Source organism: Arthrobacter sp. Z5-13, from assembly GCF_056499105.1.
The window spans coordinates 2,051,433-2,071,455 of record NZ_CP096460.1 but is presented as its reverse complement, the minus strand read 5'-3'; the positions used below and the strand labels follow the sequence as shown (position 1 = coordinate 2,071,455).

The following is a 20,023-nucleotide window of genomic DNA, read 5'->3' as shown; positions in this document are numbered from 1 at the left end:
CGGTCCATCGCCGCGAGCAACGAAAATGGCCAACCCAGACAAGGAAACAATCTTGGAAATCAACCCTACCGACGGGCGCTCCACCGATCAGGCCCTGGGACAGCTTCTCGGTCAGCTGACGCTCGAGGATAAGGTACAACTGCTGACGGGCCGGGATTTCTGGACTACCTGGCCGCTGGAGAAGATCGGACTCCGGCCCATCCTCGTTTCTGACGGCCCATCAGGAGTCCGGGGTGAAGTCTGGGATGAACGCCAGCCATCGGTAAGTTTTCCCTCCGCAACTGCCATCAGCTCCAGCTGGGACCCGGCCATCGCGGAACGGCTTGGTGCGGCGTCTGCAGCGGAAGCCCGACGCAAAGGCGTGGACGTTGTCCTTGGCCCTACCATCAACCTGCACCGTTCGCCGCTCGGCGGTCGTCACTTCGAGGCCTTCAGCGAAGATCCCGTACTCACGGCGGAACTCGCGGCAGCCTACGTCTCGGGCGTCCAGCGCAATGGAGTAGGAGCCACCCTCAAGCACTATATAGCCAACGACTCCGAGACGGACCGCTTTACCGTGGACGTCAGAATCGGAGAGCGAGCACTACGGGAGCTATACCTACTGGCATTCGAGAAGGCCGTCGTGGAGACCAAGGCCTGGCTGGTGATGAGTGCTTACAACTCGATCAACGGCGCCACCGCCACTGAGAATGAGCTCCTTGAAACCCCGCTTAACAGCGAATGGGGCTTCGACGGCGTCGTCATCAGTGACTGGACGGCAGTGCGAAGCGTCAAAAGCGCCAACTTCTCCCAGGACCTGGCCATGCCGGGTCCGGACGGGCCGTGGGGCGAGGCTCTTGTGGCATCAGTCCGTGCCGGGGACGTTGCCGAATCCAGTATCGACCGTAAGGTCCTGCGGATCCTCCAGCTCGCAGCCCGCGTAGGGGCGCTGAAAGACTTCGAACCCGTCCATGCCGAACCCGTAGATTATGAAGATCCCCTTGCTTTTGCCCGGGAGGCCTCCGCCGCGGGCACCGTGATGGTGAAGAACGACGGCGCGTTGCCGCTCGCTGCTACTTCCGTATCCCGCATCGCGGTGATCGGCCACAATGCCCGATATGCCCGTACCCAGGGCGGCGGCTCCGCCACCGTGATCCCGGAGAAAATCGTCAGTCCGCTGGACGGAATCCGTGAGGCGTTCGGCGCGGACAAGGTCAGCTACAGCGTGGGCACCGTGACCCAGGAAGGCATCGCCGAGCTGCCCCTGGACCAGCTCAGGAATCCCGAGACCGGGGATGCAGGGTTGCGTGCGCGCTTCCTGGACTCCCAGGGGGTCGAGCTGTTCGCCGAGGACCGCCGCTCGACAGCCCTCGTTTGGTTCGGCGGGGATGCCCCGATCGCGGCCTCCTCCATGGTGCAGTTCCACACGATCTACACCCCGAATGAGACCGGCACCATAAAGTTGGGCGTCGCGACCGTAGGCCATTGCCGGATTAGGGTCGACGGCGTTCTGGCCGGCGATCTCACCATAGCCCCTGAAAGCAGCGACATTGCCGCAGCTTTGCTGGCCCCGCCGTCGGCCTCTGTCCGCGTTCCTGTCAGCGCCGGCATCCCGATCGAGATACTGGTCGAGCTCGATATCAACGGCGGTAGTGATGAGGGCCTTGGGAACGTACTGGGAGTGACCATCGGGGTGGAACCCGGCGACTCTGACCCGGAAGCGTTGATCGCTGACGCTGTTGAAGCTGCGCGCGCGGCCGACGTCGCCGTCGTCGTGGTAGGTACCAACTCAAGGGTTGAATCGGAAGGCTACGACCGGACCTCCCTGGAACTACCGGGCCTGCAGGACCGGCTGGTATCCGCCGTAGCCGCGGCCAATCCTCGGACCATTGTGGTCGTCAACGCCGGCTCCCCGGTCCTCCTGCCGTGGCGCCATGAGGCTTCCGCCATCCTCATCGGCTACTTCGGCGGCCAGGAATTCGGCAATGCCCTCGCAGACATTCTCACTGGAGCAACCGAACCCGGCGGCCGGCTGCCTACCACCTGGCCCGCTCGTCTGGAGGACGTGCCCGTCATTAACGTTACCCCCGACGCCGGCGGAACCCTGAGCTACGACGAAGGAATCCACATCGGCTACCGGGCTTGGCTGAAGGCGGATGCTCAACCTGCCTATGAATTTGGCTTCGGACTGGGGTACACGGAGTGGAAGCTTGGGTCTGTGGACGTCTCGCCCACCACGGCTACCGGGGCCGTCGTGCCCGTGAGCGTCACCGTGACCAACACTGGCGCCAAGTCAGGAAAACAGGTCATCCAGATCTATGCCGAGAAGAGCGACTCCGCTGTGGATCGCCCTGTCCGCTGGCTCGTCACATCAGCACCAGTATGGGCCGGTGCGGGCGAAACCGTCAGCACTGTGCTGAAGGTACCAACCCGCCTCCTCGCATTTTGGAACAACGGCTGGACGTACGAGGCAGGGAGCTACCGCCTTCACGCAGGATTCTCCGTCAACAACCTGCCCGGCGAAGCAAAACTCACGCTGGTTTAATCTCGGCGTCCAGCCTGAATGCCGGTGTTCCCTCGACCATCGCGCTGATGTGGCGGCGGAATGGGCTCATCATTACAACTTTCGTGATGTTGTTGGTGACGGTCAGGGAGGAGTCCAGGGTACACACTGCCGGAATGGCGCCCATGGGGTGTTCATCCGTTATCCCACACCGGCGGCGCTCCAGACGGTCGGCCGCGGACATGCACGGGCACGCCTGAAGAAACACGCGCCGCGCGCTGCAGAACGCCTCACGGAAGCAGTCTTTGCTGCCCTTGGAGAGCAGAGCGTCATCGTCGTAGGGACCAACGCACCCGCGAACTGCGCGCGGGAGGGATCCCGACGACGGCCGGTTTTGTGATCGGCGATCTGGGCAACCCGTTCTACTCCAAAGTGGCCTCCGGGGTTGAGCGCGTCCTCTCACAAGCAGGACTGACAATGCTGCTGGCCGCCACGGATGACGAGTCGCGCCAGGAACCATCCGTGGTCCAGTCAATGCTGGAACGGGGCGTCCTGGCGTTGCTGATGGTGCCCATTTCCAGAGACCATGCCTACCTTCAGGCTGCGAACCCGGCCGATGTTCCAGTGGTTGCCGTGGATAGGCCGCTCAACAACGCGGGTAGCGATGCCGTGGTTTTCAGCAACCGGCAAGGGGCGCCCGAGGCAGTCCGCCTCCTCGTCGACAGCGGACACCGACGCATTGGATTTGTCGGCAGCTCCGCAGAGCTCTACACGCATGGCGAACGCGTCTCCGGTTACCGCCACGCCTTAGAGCAGGCAGACATCGAATGGGACGCCGCATTGGAACGGACAGGTGCCCCCACAGTCGACTCGACAGCAGCAGCAACACGGCAGTTACTGACGCTGGACCCCATACCCACTGCCATCTTCGCCGCCAACAACCGGGCCGCCATCGGTGTCTACACTGCACTTCGAGAGGCGAACTCCCCGATTTCGATGGTCGGCTTCGATGACTTCGAACTCGCCGATGCCCTCGGCATCACCGTAGTCGCGCACGACCCTGTGCAGTTGGGGGCGGCCGCGGCCGAACTTGCGCTGGCGCGGCTGGCGGATCACCAGCAGCCGAAAGACTTCGAGACCATAGAAATTCCCACGGCCCTGAAACTCCGGACATCACATCTGTCCGTTAGCCACGCCTGACCTCTTCCTGGCAGACATCTGGCCCGGCCTCCTCGGCCTGTCAAAGAAACGAGCACGCATGCAGCTTCTCCAGAACTCGATCCGCACCTACACCTGGGGATCCACCTCGGCGATCGCTGAGCTCTTCGGGCGCGAACCCTCCGGTGAGCCTGCGGCTGAACTGTGGATCGGCGCCCATCCGGACTGCCCCTCAATGGCCGTGACTGCGCACGGGGAGAGTGTCCGCCTGGACCGCCTCATCGACTTGGGTCCGGGGCGGATGCTGGGTAGGGATGTGGACCGGCGTTTCGGCGGCCGGCTTCCGTACCTGATGAAAGTCCTGGCTGCAGACTCGCCCTTTCACTCCAGGTACGCCCGAGCCTGGAACAGGCGGTGGCAGGTAATGCAGCGGAAACACCTGCGGCGTCCCCTCGGACGCGCCTCACCCGAACTACAAGGACGCAAACCACAAACCCGAAATGATCTTCGCCCTCACACGGTTCGAGGCACACTGTGCGGATTCCGCCCTGTCGCGGAGTCCGCCGAGGTCCAGCAGCTGTCCCAGCTTCTGCCGGAACGTTCCACCGAGGCCCTGCTGCTAGCAGGCGTTGCCGCCACGTTGCGGGAAAGCCCGGCCGGCGACGGATTGCGGGGCGCCTTTTCCGGGCTCTTCTCGGAGGCCGCTTTGGTGTCACCTGCCCTGGGGTTGCTCGCCGTGTTGGATATTCCAGGATCCTCCGTGGCAGTGGACCTTCAGACTGTTACCGAACTTCACCATCAGTATCCCGGCGACCCCGGGTGTTTGGTGGCACTGCTGCTGAACCGGGTGGTTCTCAATCCCCGGGAGTCGCTCTACCTGCCCGCGGGCAACATCCGTGCCTACCTGAAGGGCCTGGGCATCGAGGTCATGGCTTCGTCCGACAACGTGCTCAGAGGAGGCCTTACCCCTAAGCATGTGGATATCCCGGAACTGCTGAAGACCATCGTTTTCGAACCCATTGACCCGCCCTCGCTAACGGCCCAACTGATGGATGGGCCGGAGCTGTACTGCCCGCCGTTTGAAGAGTTCAAGCTCCAACGCCTCAAGCTGGAGGCAGCCGACGCCGGCATGCCACTGGTCCAAAACGGCCTGCAATTGTGCTTGCGGTCGCGGGTGGCATCACTCTGCAGTCAAGGCACCACACACTTACCCTGCACCGTGGTGAGAGCGCCTTTGTCCCGGCAGACGAAGCGCCCGTGACTGTGCGAAACGAGGGAACAGACCCCGACCGGGCAGCTGCGCTTGCGTTCGCCGTAACCGCACCTTCGATGACAGAGGGCAAACGCCGCTAAATGCCTTCATGGCAGCCAAATTCCGGCGACATCGTAAGTAAACTAGGCCTTCTTGGAGTGATTCACTTCCCGAATTATACGCGTCATCCGCGCCGCTCAAGTCACTCCCGGGACAACTCGACACTCACGATGCGGTCGTCGTCGGGTCCCGCTGCACCCCGGCCGTCGGTGTTGTTTGTGACGAACCAGAGCTTACCGTCCGGGGCCTGAATGACATCGCGGATGCGGCCAAATTCGCCGCTGTAGTACATGGTCGAGGTGGTGGGATCGGCGACGGGAACGGCCCGGAGGACCTGTCCACGCAAGTTAGCGATGAACAGGGTCCCGTCTATGTGGGTCATGCCGCTGGGGCTGGCCTCGGCTGGCCCCCATTGCTGTACCGGGTCGGTGAAGCCTTCAGCATTGGCGATTCCTTCCGCAGCCGGCCAACCGTAGTTGGCGCCCGCAGTGATGATGTTCAGCTCGTCCCAGGTGTTTTGCCCGAACTCGGTAGCGAACATGCTGCCGTCCTGCGCCCAGGCCAGACCTTGGGGGTTTCGGTGCCCGTAGCTGTAAACGAGTGAATCCGGGAAGGGGTTGTCATCGGGGACGTCCCCGTCTGGGGTCATTCGCAGGATCTTCCCGTTCAGGGAATCGAGGTCCTGGGAACTGCCGCGATTGCCAGCGTCGCCGATCGCGACGTAGAGCATGCCGTCGGGACCGAAGGCGATCCTCCCGCCGTCGTGATAGCTCGCCGAGGCGATCCCGTCGAGGAGCGTTTCGGGCTCTCCGAGCGCCAGGGACCCTGATTCTCCCGTGACGTTGAAGCGCTGGAGCCGGTTTCCGTCAGAGCCCGTCGAGTATACATACAGGCGGCCTTGGCTGTCCGCTTCCAAGCCCAGCAACCCGCCCTCGCCTGTGCCCGCTACGCCCGAAATGGTTCCCACGGTGCGAGCGGTGCCGTCGTCGCCGAGTTCGAGGATTCGCCCGCTGTCCCGCTCGCTGAGCAGGGGCGTGCCGTTGCGGAACACCACGGACCAGGGCGCCTCCAGTCCGCTGGCCACGACTTGCGGCGTGCTAGCCGGGGTGGCGTTCTCCACTGTCGCCAGCCCGGATGAGGACGGCGAAGGGGACTGAACCGACGCCGTACCCGGTGCCGGGGATGCTTCCGGCGGTGTGGAAGTGCAGGATGCCAGCCCCAGGCTGGCTGCGAGGGTGGCTGCCAGCAGGGCCGACGTACGGATGGCGTTCATTGTTTTCTCCTGAATAGCTTGTTGACGGCCGTTGCTTCTGCGGGAGCAGGCGCTTGGTTTGTTGGTTACAGGGGTAATGCTGTGGGCGCCCGGCACGGCGACCTTCTCCGGCGCATCTCAGGTGTAGGCCAGGAGTATCCCCGCGACCGTGACGCCTGACCACGATACGAAGGAGATGACTGCAGCGATCCGAGCGGCGTCAGGCGACGGTTCGCCTATGTCCCAGTCGGCCGCGTTCCGGTAGGTGCGGCGATGGAAGACCAGGATATTTAGGCCCGCGATCAGAATGAGGCCAAGCCTCCCCGGAGCGCTGCCACGGTCAGCCGGCCCACACCGCGATCGGAGACGTGCTGTGGGAGTCCTCTGCAGCGCCGGGGGCATCCTGGTCGGCGTCGGCGGCAAGCTCGTCGTGAGCGGGATACGGAACCGGCAGCGGCCTCGCCGGCAATTCACTTCCGAGCACCTGATTGACCGGCTGTCCGTCCTCGAACCAGAACACGACCGGACGAAACTCATCGTCGTGACTCGCGCCGATGTAGCCGACTGCCTCGACTCGCTCACCGTCGACAAGAGGACGGTCGAGGCCCCACCTCCCCGTGAAACTCGGCGGCGCGATGACCACCTCCAGCACGTCATCGGAGCCAGGGGACGACGGAGCATCACTGATTGGCCCACTGTCCTCGGGGGCCTGCAGCTGCTCAGGCAACGCCAATTCAGGCGTGTCGGCGGGGAGCTGGCTGTCGAGCGTCACAGAGAAGTAGGAGTGCGGCTCACCCCAGCGGACCTGCGAGACGGTGCCCGAGATGTAGTAAAGACGGTCGGTGTCGAAGTCGTCAAAACCGTGATGGGCCTGCGCGGCGCTAGCGTGGAAAGCTGTGAACATCGCCGCGAAAATGACGGAGGCGGCGGCCAGCTTCACGCGACGGGTGCCGGCGCGAGACTGTCGTGCGGTGCTTGTAATGAAGCGCATGTTGAGTTGATCCTTTTCAAAAGAGCTGGGGTCCGCAACCCATGAAATCCCATCTCATGAGAAACAGGGAGACCCTGTCAGAACACGGCAGGGCCTCCCACTGTAGAAGGACTCTTAAAGGTCTCTCAGTAGGCGCAGCCGCGCCGATGCTTCGTCGTCCCCGCGGGTGCGAATGCACTGCCTCGATGTGGTGGAAGCCGGAAGGCATCAGAAAGTTCGATAGCTGGCTGGTTGCAACGGAAGAGAATTACGGCAATACGGAGACCTAGGCGGTGAACCCGCCGTCGACCGGAAGCGCAACACCGGTGACGTAACTGGCGGCATCACTGCAGAGCCACACCACAGCAGCGGCGATCTCCTCGGGCCGGCCGAGCCGGCCCAGCGGGATGGACGCGAGCGAGGCGCCGGGATCCAGCTCGCCACGGGCTGTCATCCGCGCCACCATCGGGGTGTCAATGGTTCCGGGGCAGACGGCGTTCACCCGCACTCCCAGGGGTGCGTACTGCAGCGCCACGCTTTTGGCCTGCCCGATCACTCCATGCTTGGTCGCATGGTAAGTTGCGCGCCCGTTGCCGCCGACGAGCCCTCCGAGCGACGAACAATTCACGATCGCACCGGACCCCTGCTTCCTCATCTGCGCCAACTCGTGCTTCATCGACGCCCACACGCCGCGCAGGTTGACCGCTACGATCTTGTCAAAAGCCTCTGCCGACTCATATGCAGAATCCACGGGCGGAAGCATGATGCCCGCATTGTTGAACGCCATGTCGAGGCTGCCGAAGGCCTCGACGGTACGGGCGACAGCGCTTTCCACCTGCGCCTCATCGGACACATCACACTGTACGGCGAGGGCACTGTGCCCCGCGGCGTTCAATTCAGCCGCGAAGCGCTCCGCCGCCGCGCCGTCGAGATCGACAATTGCGACGGCGGCGCCTGCCTCCGCGAAGGCACACGCCGTCGCTGCGCCCATCCCTGCGCTTGCGCCGGTGACGAAGGCGACCTTGCCGTTGAAGTCATAGCTGACCATTTCATCGTTCCTTTTCTATCCGCCTAGTACGGGTTTCTCATCCTCGATGCAAATATGGAGGTCATCACTCGCAGCGATCCGCTCGGCCCCTGGGGCCATGTCCTCATTTCGGTCCTCCGTGGATCACGCTTCCCGTGTAGTCAGCCAGCGAGTCGAGGACCGCCGCCTGGAAGCGCTCATCACGTACCACCTGATGGGGTGTTGGGTTCTCTGGTGGTGCCAGTAGCGGCCGCGCCCGAGTCCTTGGGCTTCCTCGCATGCAGCGAGCCAGGCCTGCGTCACGTGACCGAGCCGAAGGTCGTCGCCCGCGTTGCGGCCGCCCATCCGGGTCGGCACCCACCCGGGATCGACGGCGTTCGCACTCACGTCCGGCCACAGCCTGGCAACTGCAGCCGCCAGAGCATTGACGAACAGCTTGCTGTCCGAGTACGAATGCGTCTGGTGTCCTCCGCTCCAGTCCACTCCGTCCAGGTCCGTACGTCCGCCATGGTGCATCCTGCTGCTGAGGTAGATCAGCCGGTCAGGTCGTCCCATTTCCGCGGTGAGGACGAAGGGAGTGACCACGTTCACAGGCAGCAGGGACCACGCACCGATGACTCCAGCGTTGTGGATCACGGCGTCGAACCGCCCCAACGCATTTGCCTGCTCCCAGGGGCCGTGCATCTCATCAAGCCTCGAGAGGTCGCCAACGACGGCCTGTGCGCCGCGGTCGAGGAGGTCCTTTCTGTCCTCCAGCCGTTCCCCCGAGCGGGCATGGACGACGACAGCATGACCGTCGGTGAGCAGCGCTGCGGCCGCCGCGCGGCCGAGACCGTCGCTGGAACCGGTAAGGAGGATACCGGAACCAGAGCGTCGTGGAGCATCTGGGTGTACGCGGATTCGGCGGCGAACGCGGCAGACGTGCCAGCGTAGGTGTGGTTGGGCCGCACCGCGCTGGAGCCGTTGACGAACGGGGCGGTTCCGCGGCCAAGGGACCGCATGCCGGGAAGTACCGCACTGACGGCATCGGCGGCTCCCAGCGTGGAGAATTCGAGCGCCGAGTGCGGTTCTTCCCTCGTCGTTTCAAGAACAGGTTGCAGGTACTCCTTGGATGGCACCGGGCTGTACTGGAGGACTTGGACGACTCCCAGTTCCTCGGCCACCCTGGCAAGGGCGGAGTTGAGCGACTCAGCATCACAGACGTCGGCGGCGTAACCGCCGACGGTTATTCCGGCGTCGGCCAACTCCGAGGCGAGCGAATCCACGTGCTCCTGGATTCGGGAAAGAAGTGCGACATTGAAACCTTCAGCGCCGAAGCGCCGGGCGGAGGCGAGTCCAAGGCCGGGTCCGGCACCGATGATCGCGATGGTTGTCTTCATGGTGTTCCTTCTACTTCCACGGCGGCAGGACGGAATGTCCGGGTGATCGGGGCATAAAGGCTGCACTCATATGGGGTGCAGCTCGGCGTAGACCTGCGTCATGAGGCGTTCAGCGGCGGTAGCAACGCCGTCGTCAGCCTTCCGTGTGTGTCCTTTCGGAGGCCGGCTGGACGGCGTTTCCGTATTCGCTGGCCGCCCACGAGGCCAGCAGCTGCATGCGCTCAGCCGACGGCGACCCTGGCTCCGCAGTGTAGATCGTGAGGGTCAGGCCAGGCTCAGCGGCCATCTCCAACCCCTCGAAAGCAAGGGTCATCTCGCCCACGATGGGGTGATTGAACGTCTTGAAGCCAGTGCCGTGGTGGCGGACGTTGTGCGCACCCCAACGCTTGCGAAACTCCTCGCTACGGGTTCCCAGCTCACCAATCAGGTCATGGAGCTCTTTGTTGTGCGGATCCCTGCCCGCCTCTGTACGCAGGATGGAAACAGTCACCTCCGCAAAGGCATCCCAGTCAGGGTAGAACTCATAGGCACGTTCGTCCAGGAAGGTAAACCGGGCAATGTTCGGCGGTTGCACAGGCATGTCATAGGAATCCTTGTAAAACGCGCGCGCCAAGGGATTGATCGCCAAGATATCCATGCGGCCATTACGAACGAAAGCCGGCCCGGCCGTGATCGCATCCAGCGCCCACTGCAGGCTCTGGTGCGGCACATAGGACTTCGAGGTCCGCCGCCGCGGCGGCCGTCCAACCGGGCTGGCCCCGTGAGCAAGGTCGAACAGGTGGGCCCGCTCAGCGTCGTCCAAGCACAAGGCTTTGGCTATGCTCTCCAGCACCTGCGGAGAGGCGCCGCTGATAGAACCGCGCTCCATACGCGTGTAGTACTCCACACTCAAACCAGCCAAGGTGGCGACCTCGCTCCGGCGCAGACCGTTCACACGACGGTTCGTTCCAGCAGGTAATCCGACCTGCTCCGGGGCGACCTGAGCACGCCGCGATATGAGGAATTCGCGTACTTCCGCTCGATTGTCCATGACTTCCACGCTAAGCCAACCACAGTACCTAAGGGAGTCCCCGTCAGGGCCCCCATCACGTATGCCCCTACCGCTGAAAAGGGTGGTCGCAAAGGTGTCACACGTCCGCGGCACGCTGTTCATTGCGAGCGTGGGCAACAACCGGGTGTCCGCGGGCGAGAAGATGCGCGGCTGCTAACTGGCCGATTCCCGCGGTAGAGCCTGTGATCAGGATTGATTTCCGCGCTCCCCCTCCCCTGCGGGAAGTGGCCTGATGTTCTGCTCGACGTAGCGCAGTTGGTCCTCGACTTCTTGGGTGTTGTAACTGCCCGCCCCTACTGTGCTTCATTTGCGGTGGAGCTGGGGTTCTCGGGTGATGGATCCCGGGTGCAGGCCGTCAGGATGCCTGCGCCGAGGAAGGCTGAAGACAGGAGAAGAGTGCGTTTGGTGACGTCGGTCATCGCGGTCTGGTGCTGCTTCCTTTGAAAAGATTTGTGCGCCCTGTGTTCGATTTGGACTAGTGGTAATCAGCCTGGATTGATAGCGCCGTGGAGTCGCGAATTGTGGCGACGTCGAAAGTGCCGATTGGGATGATCCCTTTGTAGTAGCCAACGGTCTGGTAGTAGAGGACCAGAGCCTGACCGGATGCGTAGTAGCCGATGGTCCCGGGTTCGGCCCCGCTACCCGGCGGCATCCCGTCGAGCGGGAGCGGTGCGGGGGAGCGCAGCGACCCTCTCTTGCCCGCCGAAATCACTGAACGACAATTCGAGCGGCAACTGGGCGACAAGGAATGCAGACGCGGAATTGTTTTGCAGAATGCCGCGTACGGTCCTTTTGCCGACAGTGATGCGAATGGACGTAGTGCTACACATGGGTTTCCTGAGTCGTGGCCGCGCTTCGCCGATGGACGTGGAAGATGGTGTGGGGGTGGCCGTCTCGACGTCCATCGGCAAAGTGGTGGTGCTGGCTAGAGCTTTGTCCGGAAGAAGTCGGTGAGCTTGTCGAAGGGGATGAGGCCGATGCGGTCGTAGAGATCGACGTGACCTGCCCCTGGGACCCAGAAGAGTTCCTTCGGCCCGGCGGCGAGGCGGTAGGCTTCCTCGCTGAACTCCCGTGAATGTGCCTGGTCGCCGGTGATGAACAGCAGCGGCCGCGGCGAGAGGAGGTCAAGGTCGTTGAACGGGTGGAAGTTCATGAACTTGGTGTTGGTGGCCAGGGTGGGGTGCGTGGTGGTGTTAGGGTGGTATCCGCGGGCGGTGCGGTAGAAGTCGTAGAACTCCCGGTCCACTGCGGTCGATTCTGGTGTGAGTACTTCGGGTGTTCCGCCGGTGTATTGGATCGCGCCGCCGGCGAACTCGATGTCCCGCTGTGCAGCGGCCTGCGCGATGATTGCCTTGCGTTGCTCCAGGGTGACGGATTTGTTCAGCCCGTCGCGGTTGGCGGCGCCCATGTCATACATGCTCACTGTGGCGATCGCCTTGATTCTTGGATCGATTTTTGCTGCGCTGAGCACAAAGCCGCCACTTCCGCAGATGCCGATCGCCCCTACTCGTTCTTTGTCAACAAACGGCTGCGCCCTCAGGTAATCGACGGCGGCGCTGAAGTCTTCGGCGTAGACGTCGGGCAAGACCGCATTGCCGGGCTTTCCGGCGCTCTCTCCCCAGAATGAGAGGTCGAAGGAGAGGGTGATGTAGCCTTGCTCGGCCATCTTGGTTGCATAGAGGTTGGCGCTCTGTTCCTTGACAGCGCCCATGGGATGTCCGACTACCAGTGCAGGATGGGTGGTCCCGCGGTTTAGGCCGTTGGGGACAAACAGGTTCCCCACCACCTTCATCTGGTACTTGTTCTTGAACGAGATCTTCCGGACGCTGACTTGGTCGCTGGTGTAGAAGTTGTCTGCCCCGTTGGAGGTGTCGCCGGGTTCCAGGTCCTTTCGGGAAGCCGGAGCGGCGAAAGCCTGATTCGCTCCTGCCAGCCCCGCTGCGCTGGAGAGCCCGATGGCCGCCGCACCTGTGCCTGTCAGCTTAATCAGGTTCCGGCGGGATACACCCTTCCCCTGGATTTCGGTGGTCGTGGTCGTGTTTCCGTCAGTATTGGTGCTCATCGTTATGTGATCCTCGTGTTCGTCGGTTAGGTAACTTCATGGACCTCGTCGTCCTTTCGAGCACATCACACCTCCATTACCTGTGGGAGTCCCTCTTGTGAGGGGTACTGTCAGGGCTCCCCGGGAACTCTGCCTGAACTGCTGTCATGCCCGCTCGGGCTCAAATTGCCGGCAAGAACGCCTGGATTCCTCCGCCTAGGGCTGAGAGGTAAGGGATTCCAGAGTGGACCTGGCCCCGCCGTTGTGGAGTTTGTTCAGCGCATCGGTGTAGGCCTGGACGAAGAGTTCGTTGTCGATCAGGTCGCCGAAAATTTGGCGGTTGGAGACGAACGCCAGGGGCTCCTCGCGCTGGCGGGCCGCAGCTGCCATCAGCGGTTCTTTGAGCCGATCGACAACGTTGATGGTGTTTCCTTGCTCGTCAACCCCTTCCGAGTAGCGGGCCCAACTAGCCACTATCGCCGCCGAGCGGTGTATTTCGCCACCCCATTCCAGGTTGGTGTGGATAACAGGCAGCAACCATTTCGGGATGCGGTCTGAACTTTCGCCGCACAGGCGGGCGAGGGTGTCGCGGATGTGCTCGTTGGAGAAACGGTCAATAAGAGTTTGCTTGTAGCCGTCGAGGTCAATTCCCGGCACGGGCTCCAATGTCGGGGTTGCTTCCTTGTCCATGTAGTCCAGCAGGAACCGGGCAAACAGCGGGTCCTGGGCGGCTTCGTGAGCGTAGGTGTAGCCGGCGAGGTGACCGAAGTAGCACATGCCTTGATGGCTGGCATTAAGCAGGCGGAGCTTCATGAGCTCGTATGGTTCGACGTCGTTGACGAGTTGGACGCCGACATCCTCAAATGGGGGGCGCCCCAGGCTGAAATCGTCTTCGAGGACCCATTGCGCAAATGGCTCGCAGACCACGGGCCAGGCGTCCTCGAGACCATACTCCCGGGATGCGGCCAGGCGGTCCTCCGCGGTGGTGGCGGGCGTGATGCGATCAACCATGCTGTTAGGGAAAGCGACATTCTTCCGGACCCATTCCCCAAGGTCAGGGTCTTTGAGTGCGGCAAAAGCTGTGAACATCCTGCGGGCAACATCGCCGTTCCCTTGGATGTTGTCGCAGGACATGATGGTGAACGGGGTGAGTCCGCGTTGCCTTCGGCGGGCGAGGGCGGCTGTGATGAGACCAAAAGTTGTCCGAGGCGAAGCCCCCGGTTGAAGGTCGTGGATGACGTCGGGGTTCTCTGCATTGAACTCTCCGGTGACGTGGTGGAAGTTGTAGCCACCTTCGGTGACAGTAAGTGAGACGATACGGACGGTGGGCGAGGCCATCTTCTCAATCACCGCCTCGGGATTGTCCGGGGCGAAGAGGTAGTTGATGATGGAGCCAATGATTCTGGCCTGTCTGGTCCCGTCGGCGTGCTTCACAGTGAGGGTGTAAAGGCAATCCTGGCTGTCCATGGCCTTCTTCATATGGACATCGCCGGGGAGTACCCCGATTCCGCAAATGGCCCAGTCAAGGGCTTTTCCGGCATTCATGAGCCGGTCCAGGTACATTGCCTGATGTGAGCGGTGGAAGCCTCCGACTCCGAAGTGGACGATCCCCTCGGTCAGTTGTGACCTGTTGTATCTGGGTTTGCTGATCGGGCCTGGGACGCCGGGAAGGGTGTAGTTACTCAGGGCTGGCATGGAGTGCCTAAGCTTCGAGGATGGATGATGGGATGGTCAACGGGCCAAGGTCGGCCAGTCGGGGCGGGTTTGCGCCCGGGCGGGAGCAGGTGATCCCGGCAGCTTTATTTGCGTAGCGGGCCAAGGCATGAAGCTGGTCCTGGGTAATGCCGTGGAGACGCTCGCGGGCTGCTGCACCGAGTGCGTCGAGCTGTGCGAGCCCGGAGATCAACGCCGCCATAAATGAGTCTCCGGCTCCGACAGTATCTGCTACCGCGACAGCATCGCCACTGACGTCAACCCTGCCGGACCGGCTGAGGAGGACGGGGCCATCGGCGCCACGGGTCAATGCCAGCAGGGCTGGCCCCAGAGCCAGCCATGCGTTCATCGATTCCTCCAAGGTCCTGTTGGGGTAGAGCCAGCGCAGGTCCTCGTCGCTCGCTTTGACGATGTCGCTAGAGGCAACGAAGCCCTCTGCCTGCTTCCGGGCGGTGGCCTTGTCCGGGCTGATTGCCGGCCTGCAGTTGGGGTCGAAGCTGATCGTGGCGTGGTGGCGGGCCCCCTCAATCAGGCCCATAACCGATGTGCTGCCTGGGGGCAGAACCGTGGCAATGGATCCGGTATGGACGTGCATGGAACTTTCCACTGCTGCCATCGCGGGGATGGCGGCGCCGGTGATGTCCCAAGTGATGGCGAAGGTGTAGCTTGCAGCTCCTGTGTTATCCAAAGTCGCCACAGCTGTTGAGGTGGGTTGAGAACCGCCGACGATGTTTTCGACATTGTTGTTCTCCAAGTGCTCGGCGATCAATTGGCCAAAAGTGTCATCGGCGAAGTGCGTGACAAGTTGGGTCTGAAGGCCCAGCCGGGCGCAGCCGACGGCAACGTTCAGGGGGCTGCCGCCCGGATGAGTCTCGGCTGCGGAGTTCTCTTGGCTGGAGTCTTCGATGATGTCGACAAGTGATTCGCCGATGACAGTTACCAGTACTTTGCTGTCGGAGATTTTTTGTTCGGGACCTGTACCTTGTGATGACATGGCTGCTTCCTCGCAGGTCGGTGCTTGATCTGGCTGCTGATGCTTCGGGGCCGTGGGGGCTCAGCTGCCCGGGTAAACGACGGCTTTGAGCTGTCCTGGCTGTTTCCCGGCGTTGAGTGCCTTTTCGGAGTCGGCGAGGGCGAACTTTCCGGTGACCAGGATGTCCAGATCGATTTTGCCGTCGGCGATGAGTTGGATGGCCAGGGGCCAGGTGTTGGTGTAGCGGAACACGCCGGAGACCCAGATTTCACGGTTTTGAATGTAGGAGACGGGGAGTTCGACGTCGTCTGCCCCCAGGCCGACGAGGATGACCCTTCCGGCAGGGCCTACGGCCTTTATTCCTGAACGGACCGCCTGGGGTGCGCCGGATGCGTCGATGAACGCGTCGACATCGAGCCCCTCGACCGTGTCGGTCGTGGCGTTGAGCGCGTGCGTTGCCCCGTGGTCGAGGGCGAAGGCCAGCCGGTCTTCGGCGATGTCGGAAACGTAAATTTCGGACGCACCGAAGGCGCGGGCAGCTTGCGCCGCAATGATGCCGATGGGCCCGGCACCGGCAATCAGGACCCGGCTGCCGGGCTTGATGTCGGCGCGTTCGCAGGCCCACAGACCGACGGAGAGCGGCTCGATAAGAGCGGCTGCCTCGTCGCTGACGCTGTCCGGGATGTCGTAGGCGAAGTCGGACTGAATGGCCACGTATTCCGCGAACGCCCCGTCGATGGGCGGGGTGGCGTAGAACTCGATGTCCGGGCAGAGGTTGTAGCGGCCGGCTTTGCACTGTCTGCATTTCCGGCAGGGCCGCTGGGGCTCAACGGCGACGCGCTGGCCGATGCGGGAGGGGTCGATGGCGCTGCCGACGGCTAGAATCCGGCCGGACAGTTCGTGGCCGAGGATCAGCGGGTGGTCGACAACGTAGGGACCGATGCGGCCGTGCTCGTAGTAATGGACGTCGCTGCCGCATACGCCGACGGCGGCGACCTGCACCAGGACCTGGTCGGCGTCGAGCTGGGGAAGGGGCAGGGTTTCCATAGCCATGTGGCCCTGGCGCTTCAGGATGTTGGCGCGCATCGTCTGCGGAAGGGCTGCCAATTTGACTGATGGAGCCTGGGTTGTAGGTGTTGTCATCAGGAGAATTCCTTTGTGGGTTGAAGCGGTGATGCGCAGTTACTTGACGGCGCCGAGGGAGAGGCCCTGGACGAGTTTGTCCTGGGCGGCGAACCCGGCGAACAGTACGGGCAGGGAGATCACGACGGCTGCGGCGCAGACTTTCGCCAGGAACAGGCCCTGGCTGGAAACGAAGCCGGTCAGGAAGACCGGGGCGGTTCCGGCCATGACACCGGTAAGGACGCGGGCCAGGAGCAGTTCGTTCCAGCTGAAGATAAAGCAGATCAGAGCCGTGGCGGCGATGCCGGGCATCGCTACCGGTGCCACCACCGCCCGGAGTGTCAGCAGGAGTCCTGCTCCGTCGATCTGGGAGGCTTCGAGCATTTCCACCGGCACTTCAGCGAGGAAGGAGCGCATCATCCATACCGCGATGGGCAGGTTCATGGATGTGTACATCAGGATCAGGAACCAGATGTTGTCCAGCCCACCGATGGTTTTGGCAAACAGGAACAGCGGCAGGACTGCCGCGACGATTGGCAGCATCTTGGTGGAGAGGAAGAAGAACATGACGTCAGTCCACTTTTTGATCGGCCGGATCGAAAGCGCGTAGGCAGCCGGGATAGCCAGGACCAGAACGAGGACGGTGGATAGGACCGAAGCGGTGGCTGAGTTGATCAGCGGGGGCCAGGGGCTGACGCCGGAACTTGCGCCAAAGAATTCCTCGTAGGCGTCAAGGGTCAGGGGCGCGAAGAGGGAGGGCGGGTTGGTGGCGGCGTCCGTCTCGGAGTGGAAGGACGTCAGGACCATCCACAGGACCGGGGCGACGAACAGCAGGGCCAGCAGCCAGGCGGCAATGCCGGCCGCGGTGTTGTTCCGGGTGGGATCCATTCGCGACTTGCCGCGGCGGGATGTAAACAATCCGCGGCGGCCCGAGCCGGTGTTCAGGGCGGTGGGGCCGGGGGGTGTGTTGGCGGGCGCTGCAGGAGCGTGGGTGCTCATCGTGCTGCCTCCTTCTTGAAGAGCGAGAAAACTGTGCGGAGCGCGAAGGTGGCCACAATGATCGTGCCGATTACCACCACGACGCCGGTAGCTGAAGCCAGGCCGTACTCGTTGGCGAAGTAGAAGGTCTGGTAGATGGAGTACGGCAGGTTCGCTGTGCCCAGCCCACCGGAAGTGAGGGTGAAGACGGCATCGAAGTTCTGCACGATGTAGATCGCGCCGAGCAGGCCGCCGAGCTCCAGGTACTGGCGCAGGTGCGGCAGCGTCAAATGGCGGAAGATTTCCCAAGGGCTTGCGCCGTCCATCTGGGCCGCTTCCACGGTGTCCATGGGCCGGGACTGCAGGCCTGCCAGCAGAATGAGCATCATGAACGGCGTCCACTGCCACACCAGGGAAAGGATGACGGCCATCAACGGTGCCTGCGAGAGCAGGTCCGGCTGTGGCGGGTTGTTGCTGCCAAAGAGCGACCAGATCCATGTGAGAATGCCGTTGATCAGACCATAGGTCGGGTTCAGAAGTGCATGCTTCCACACCAGCGCCGCGGCTACCGGGACCACCAGGAAGGGTGCAATCAGCAGGGTCCGGGCCAGTCCACGGCCGATGAACTTCTTATCCAGCAGCAACGCCAGAACCAGTCCGATGACAAGGCTGGCCAAGACCACCGAAACCGTGAGGACGATGGTAGTGAAGATGGCCTGGCGCAGGTCAGCGTTGGTGAGGACCTCCACGTAGTTGCTGAAGCCGGCAAACCCCGTCTGGTCCGGGCGCAGGCTATTCCAGTTCATAAAGGAAATGATCAGAGTGGCAGCGAAGGGAAGCTGCGTAACGATGATGAGGAAGATCAGGGCCGGCAGCAGCGGCGCGCGCCGTGCCCACGCCACGGCGCGTTCACGGGCCCTGGCGTCTTTTGAAGGTTTGAGGGCGCTGTGTCCTTGACGGGCCACGCGCGCTGTTGCGGTAGTCATCATGTTCTCCTGCCGTTCTGTGGCCCGCCCGGAGGCGGGCCACAGCTCCGGTTGGTGGGTGGTTACTTCTTGTACTTGTCGCCGATTTTCTGAGCGGCTTCCTGGCCCTTGGCCAGCGCGTCCTCCACAGTCCCCTGTCCGGCAATGGCCGAGCTCACACCCTGCGAGACAGTGGTGCCAAGGTCGGCGAACTCAGGAATCCCGACGAATTGGATGCCGACGACCGGCCGTTCCTGCACGCCCGGGTTCTTCGGGTCCGCGTTTTCAATCGCCGAACGTTCTGCTTCGAAGAACGGGGCTGCTTTCTGGAATTCGGCGTTCTCGTAGGTGGAGATGCGCTTGCCGGACGGAACCTTGGCCCAACCCAGCTTCGACGCCACCAGTTCTTCATACTTCTTCGAACTGGCCCATGCGATGAACTTTCCCGCAGCATCCTGCTTCTTGGACGCTGCCTGCACGCCCCAGGACCAGGTCCAGAGCCAACCGGAGGAATCCGTCTCCTTGACGGGAGCCTGGGCGTAGCCGATCTTTCCCTTCACAGGCGATCCTTCGGCTTCCAGGGCCCCAGCTGCGGAGGTGGCGTCGTACCACATGGCCACCTTGCTCTGGCTCATGTTGTTCAGGCATTCCGTGAACCCAGCCTGCGCCGCGCCAGCCTCACCGTGCTTCTTCACCAGATCCACGTAGAACTCGGTGGCGGCAGTGAATTCAGGGGAGTTGACCTGGGCATTCCAGTCCTTGTCGAACCAGGTGCCGCCGAACGTATTCACCACGGTAGTCAGGGGCGCGAAGACCTGGCCCCAGCCCGGTTGGCCGCGAAGGCAGATGCCCTTCATGCCCGGCTCGGCACCATCAGCCTGGGCTGCCAGTTCGGCCACCTGGTCCCAGGTGGGCTTCTCCGGCATGGTCAGTCCCTTGGCCTCCAGGATGTCCTTGCGGTACATCAGGAAGGAAGACTCGCCGTAGAACGGTTCACCGTAGAGCTTGCCGTCCTCTCCCGTCAGGGATGCCGTGTAGGCGGGAAGGATGTCCTCCTGGTTGAACTCGGCGTCGTTCGCCACACTGTCCAGAGGTGCCAGCCATTTGTTAGCGGAATAGAACGGGATCTCATAGTTCGAAAGGGAGGCTACGTCGTACTGGCCCGCCTGGCTGGAGAACTCCTGGCTGATCTTGGCTCGGACATCGTTCTCCGGCAGGATCGTGTAGTTGACCTTGATGCCGGTTTCCTTGGTGAAGTTATCGGCAGTGAGCTTTTGCAGATCCTCCATCTGGGGGTTGTTCACCATCAGGACGTTGATGCTGTTCTGGTCACCGGCGGAGGTGCCTCCGCCGGCGCCCGAACAGGCTGAGGCAGTCAGGGCCAGTGTCAGGGCACCTGCGGCGAGGGTGGCAGCGCGAATTTTCGGGCGCATTAAGGACTCCTTTGTTCTTCAGGGGGTGCACAGCCCTCCGCTGACTGCTGTGTCAAACGGGTGGGCTGAAGCGCGAGGCAAAGACTAAGTAGGTGGACATGCCTCGCTGATGTACTTCAAGACTAGGCGTGTGGGATAGGGCACAACTAGCGCTCCTCTTTCCAATT

20 protein-coding genes and 1 pseudogene are annotated in these 20,023 nt (G+C 62.7%); 4 read left to right on the top strand and 17 right to left on the bottom strand.

From position 1 onward, the window contains the following. The first annotated feature begins 25 nt into the window (after window positions 1-25). Complete coding sequence (locus M1E02_RS09870; RefSeq protein WP_479377846.1) at window positions 26-2,524, top strand: beta-glucosidase; 2,499 nt, start codon at window positions 26-28, stop codon at window positions 2,522-2,524. On the opposite strand, the gene M1E02_RS09865 is transcribed toward M1E02_RS09870, so the two are convergent. Next, window positions 2,511-2,669 (bottom strand): hypothetical protein, encoded by a 159-nt coding sequence (locus tag M1E02_RS09865; RefSeq protein ID WP_479377845.1) that lies wholly within the window; start codon window positions 2,667-2,669, stop codon window positions 2,511-2,513. The genes M1E02_RS09870 and M1E02_RS09865 overlap by 14 nt on opposite strands. Window positions 2,670-2,878: 209 nt before the next feature. Between M1E02_RS09865 and M1E02_RS09860 the strand changes: the two genes are divergently transcribed. The 3 genes from M1E02_RS09860 to M1E02_RS09850 are packed head-to-tail and all read left to right on the top strand — an operon-like array spanning window position 2,879 to window position 4,993. Continuing rightward, the gene (locus M1E02_RS09860) at window positions 2,879-3,682 is read left to right on the top strand and encodes a substrate-binding domain-containing protein (RefSeq protein ID WP_479377844.1); all 804 of its coding nucleotides are present in this window, start codon (window positions 2,879-2,881) and stop codon (window positions 3,680-3,682) included. A 58-nt stretch (window positions 3,683-3,740) separates the two neighbouring features. Then, a complete protein-coding gene (locus tag M1E02_RS09855; protein WP_479377843.1) occupies window positions 3,741-4,901 on the top strand; it encodes a type I phosphomannose isomerase catalytic subunit in 1,161 nt (386 codons plus the stop codon). Continuing rightward, window positions 4,820-4,993, top strand: a complete 174-nt coding sequence (locus tag M1E02_RS09850; protein ID WP_479378124.1) for a hypothetical protein — start codon at window positions 4,820-4,822, stop codon at window positions 4,991-4,993. The genes M1E02_RS09855 and M1E02_RS09850 overlap by 82 nt, the downstream gene beginning before the upstream one ends. A 101-nt stretch (window positions 4,994-5,094) precedes the next feature. On the opposite strand, the gene M1E02_RS09845 is transcribed toward M1E02_RS09850, so the two are convergent. The 16 genes and pseudogenes from M1E02_RS09845 to M1E02_RS09770 form a co-directional block, all read right to left on the bottom strand. Then, window positions 5,095-6,225, bottom strand: a complete 1,131-nt coding sequence (locus M1E02_RS09845; protein WP_479377842.1) for a PQQ-dependent sugar dehydrogenase — start codon at window positions 6,223-6,225, stop codon at window positions 5,095-5,097. Window positions 6,226-6,544: 319 nt separating this feature from the next. Further along, window positions 6,545-7,108 carry a DUF6152 family protein gene (locus tag M1E02_RS09840; RefSeq protein WP_479377841.1) on the bottom strand — a complete coding sequence of 188 codons (564 nt, stop codon included), beginning with the start codon at window positions 7,106-7,108 and terminating at the stop codon, window positions 6,545-6,547. A gap of 352 nt (window positions 7,109-7,460) precedes the next feature. Next, window positions 7,461-8,222 (bottom strand): glucose 1-dehydrogenase, encoded by a 762-nt coding sequence (locus M1E02_RS09835; protein WP_479377840.1) that lies wholly within the window; start codon window positions 8,220-8,222, stop codon window positions 7,461-7,463. A 123-nt stretch (window positions 8,223-8,345) separates the two neighbouring features. Continuing rightward, complete coding sequence (locus M1E02_RS09830) at window positions 8,346-9,008, bottom strand: Rossmann-fold NAD(P)-binding domain-containing protein (protein ID WP_479378123.1); 663 nt, start codon at window positions 9,006-9,008, stop codon at window positions 8,346-8,348. A gap of 119 nt (window positions 9,009-9,127) precedes the next feature. Beyond that, window positions 9,128-9,580 (bottom strand): annotated as a pseudogene (locus tag M1E02_RS09825) (SDR family NAD(P)-dependent oxidoreductase); the annotation flags it as partial. Window positions 9,581-9,713: 133 nt separating this feature from the next. Further along, window positions 9,714-10,610, bottom strand: coding sequence for a helix-turn-helix transcriptional regulator (locus M1E02_RS09820; protein ID WP_479377839.1), 897 nt, complete (start codon window positions 10,608-10,610; stop codon window positions 9,714-9,716). 314 nt (window positions 10,611-10,924) lie between these two features. Continuing rightward, window positions 10,925-11,050, bottom strand: coding sequence for a hypothetical protein (locus M1E02_RS09815; protein WP_479377838.1), 126 nt, complete (start codon window positions 11,048-11,050; stop codon window positions 10,925-10,927). A 56-nt stretch (window positions 11,051-11,106) separates the two neighbouring features. Then, entirely contained in the window at window positions 11,107-11,343 is a 237-nt protein-coding gene (locus M1E02_RS09810; RefSeq protein WP_479377837.1) for a cyclophilin-like fold protein, read from the bottom strand. Next, window positions 11,270-11,461: a cyclophilin-like fold protein gene (locus tag M1E02_RS09805; protein WP_479377836.1), complete on the bottom strand. Its 192-nt coding sequence runs from the start codon at window positions 11,459-11,461 to the stop codon at window positions 11,270-11,272. The genes M1E02_RS09810 and M1E02_RS09805 overlap by 74 nt, the downstream gene beginning before the upstream one ends. A gap of 95 nt (window positions 11,462-11,556) precedes the next feature. Further along, window positions 11,557-12,693: an alpha/beta hydrolase gene (locus M1E02_RS09800; protein ID WP_479377835.1), complete on the bottom strand. Its 1,137-nt coding sequence runs from the start codon at window positions 12,691-12,693 to the stop codon at window positions 11,557-11,559. Between the two features lie 195 nt (window positions 12,694-12,888). Then, the gene (locus tag M1E02_RS09795; protein ID WP_479377834.1) at window positions 12,889-14,367 is read right to left on the bottom strand and encodes a mannitol dehydrogenase family protein; all 1,479 of its coding nucleotides are present in this window, start codon (window positions 14,365-14,367) and stop codon (window positions 12,889-12,891) included. A gap of 7 nt (window positions 14,368-14,374) precedes the next feature. Next, complete coding sequence (locus M1E02_RS09790) at window positions 14,375-15,379, bottom strand: carbohydrate kinase family protein (RefSeq protein WP_479377833.1); 1,005 nt, start codon at window positions 15,377-15,379, stop codon at window positions 14,375-14,377. A 60-nt stretch (window positions 15,380-15,439) separates the two neighbouring features. Then, entirely contained in the window at window positions 15,440-16,501 is a 1,062-nt protein-coding gene (locus M1E02_RS09785) for an NAD(P)-dependent alcohol dehydrogenase (RefSeq protein ID WP_479377832.1), read from the bottom strand. Between the two features lie 39 nt (window positions 16,502-16,540). Next, window positions 16,541-17,479 (bottom strand): carbohydrate ABC transporter permease, encoded by a 939-nt coding sequence (locus M1E02_RS09780; RefSeq protein ID WP_479377831.1) that lies wholly within the window; start codon window positions 17,477-17,479, stop codon window positions 16,541-16,543. Then, entirely contained in the window at window positions 17,476-18,444 is a 969-nt protein-coding gene (locus M1E02_RS09775) for a carbohydrate ABC transporter permease (RefSeq protein WP_479378122.1), read from the bottom strand. Before M1E02_RS09775 ends, M1E02_RS09780 begins: the two co-directional genes overlap by 4 nt. Window positions 18,445-18,506: 62 nt before the next feature. Next, window positions 18,507-19,856, bottom strand: a complete 1,350-nt coding sequence (locus tag M1E02_RS09770; protein ID WP_479377830.1) for an ABC transporter substrate-binding protein — start codon at window positions 19,854-19,856, stop codon at window positions 18,507-18,509. Window positions 19,857-20,023: the final 167 nt, after the last annotated feature.

Excerpts from the sequence above, each read along its gene's own strand:
- M1E02_RS09870 (WP_479377846.1), top strand. The coding sequence starts at position 26 with ATGGCCAACCCAGACAAGGAAACAATCTTGGAAATCAACCCTACCGAC.
- M1E02_RS09865 (WP_479377845.1), bottom strand. The coding sequence starts at position 2,669 with ATGGGCGCCATTCCGGCAGTGTGTACCCTGGACTCCTCCCTGACCGTC.
- M1E02_RS09855 (WP_479377843.1), top strand. The coding sequence starts at position 3,741 with ATGCAGCTTCTCCAGAACTCGATCCGCACCTACACCTGGGGATCCACC.
- M1E02_RS09845 (WP_479377842.1), bottom strand. The coding sequence starts at position 6,225 with ATGAACGCCATCCGTACGTCGGCCCTGCTGGCAGCCACCCTCGCAGCC.
- M1E02_RS09840 (WP_479377841.1), bottom strand. The coding sequence starts at position 7,108 with ATGTTCACAGCTTTCCACGCTAGCGCCGCGCAGGCCCATCACGGTTTT.
- M1E02_RS09835 (WP_479377840.1), bottom strand. The coding sequence starts at position 8,222 with ATGGTCAGCTATGACTTCAACGGCAAGGTCGCCTTCGTCACCGGCGCA.
- M1E02_RS09820 (WP_479377839.1), bottom strand. The coding sequence starts at position 10,610 with ATGGACAATCGAGCGGAAGTACGCGAATTCCTCATATCGCGGCGTGCT.
- M1E02_RS09815 (WP_479377838.1), bottom strand. The coding sequence starts at position 11,050 with ATGACCGACGTCACCAAACGCACTCTTCTCCTGTCTTCAGCCTTCCTC.
- M1E02_RS09805 (WP_479377836.1), bottom strand. The coding sequence starts at position 11,461 with ATGTGTAGCACTACGTCCATTCGCATCACTGTCGGCAAAAGGACCGTA.
- M1E02_RS09800 (WP_479377835.1), bottom strand. The coding sequence starts at position 12,693 with ATGAGCACCAATACTGACGGAAACACGACCACGACCACCGAAATCCAG.
- M1E02_RS09795 (WP_479377834.1), bottom strand. The coding sequence starts at position 14,367 with ATGCCAGCCCTGAGTAACTACACCCTTCCCGGCGTCCCAGGCCCGATC.
- M1E02_RS09790 (WP_479377833.1), bottom strand. The coding sequence starts at position 15,379 with ATGTCATCACAAGGTACAGGTCCCGAACAAAAAATCTCCGACAGCAAA.
- M1E02_RS09785 (WP_479377832.1), bottom strand. The coding sequence starts at position 16,501 with ATGACAACACCTACAACCCAGGCTCCATCAGTCAAATTGGCAGCCCTT.
- M1E02_RS09780 (WP_479377831.1), bottom strand. The coding sequence starts at position 17,479 with ATGAGCACCCACGCTCCTGCAGCGCCCGCCAACACACCCCCCGGCCCC.
- M1E02_RS09775 (WP_479378122.1), bottom strand. The coding sequence starts at position 18,444 with ATGACTACCGCAACAGCGCGCGTGGCCCGTCAAGGACACAGCGCCCTC.
- M1E02_RS09770 (WP_479377830.1), bottom strand. The coding sequence starts at position 19,856 with ATGCGCCCGAAAATTCGCGCTGCCACCCTCGCCGCAGGTGCCCTGACA.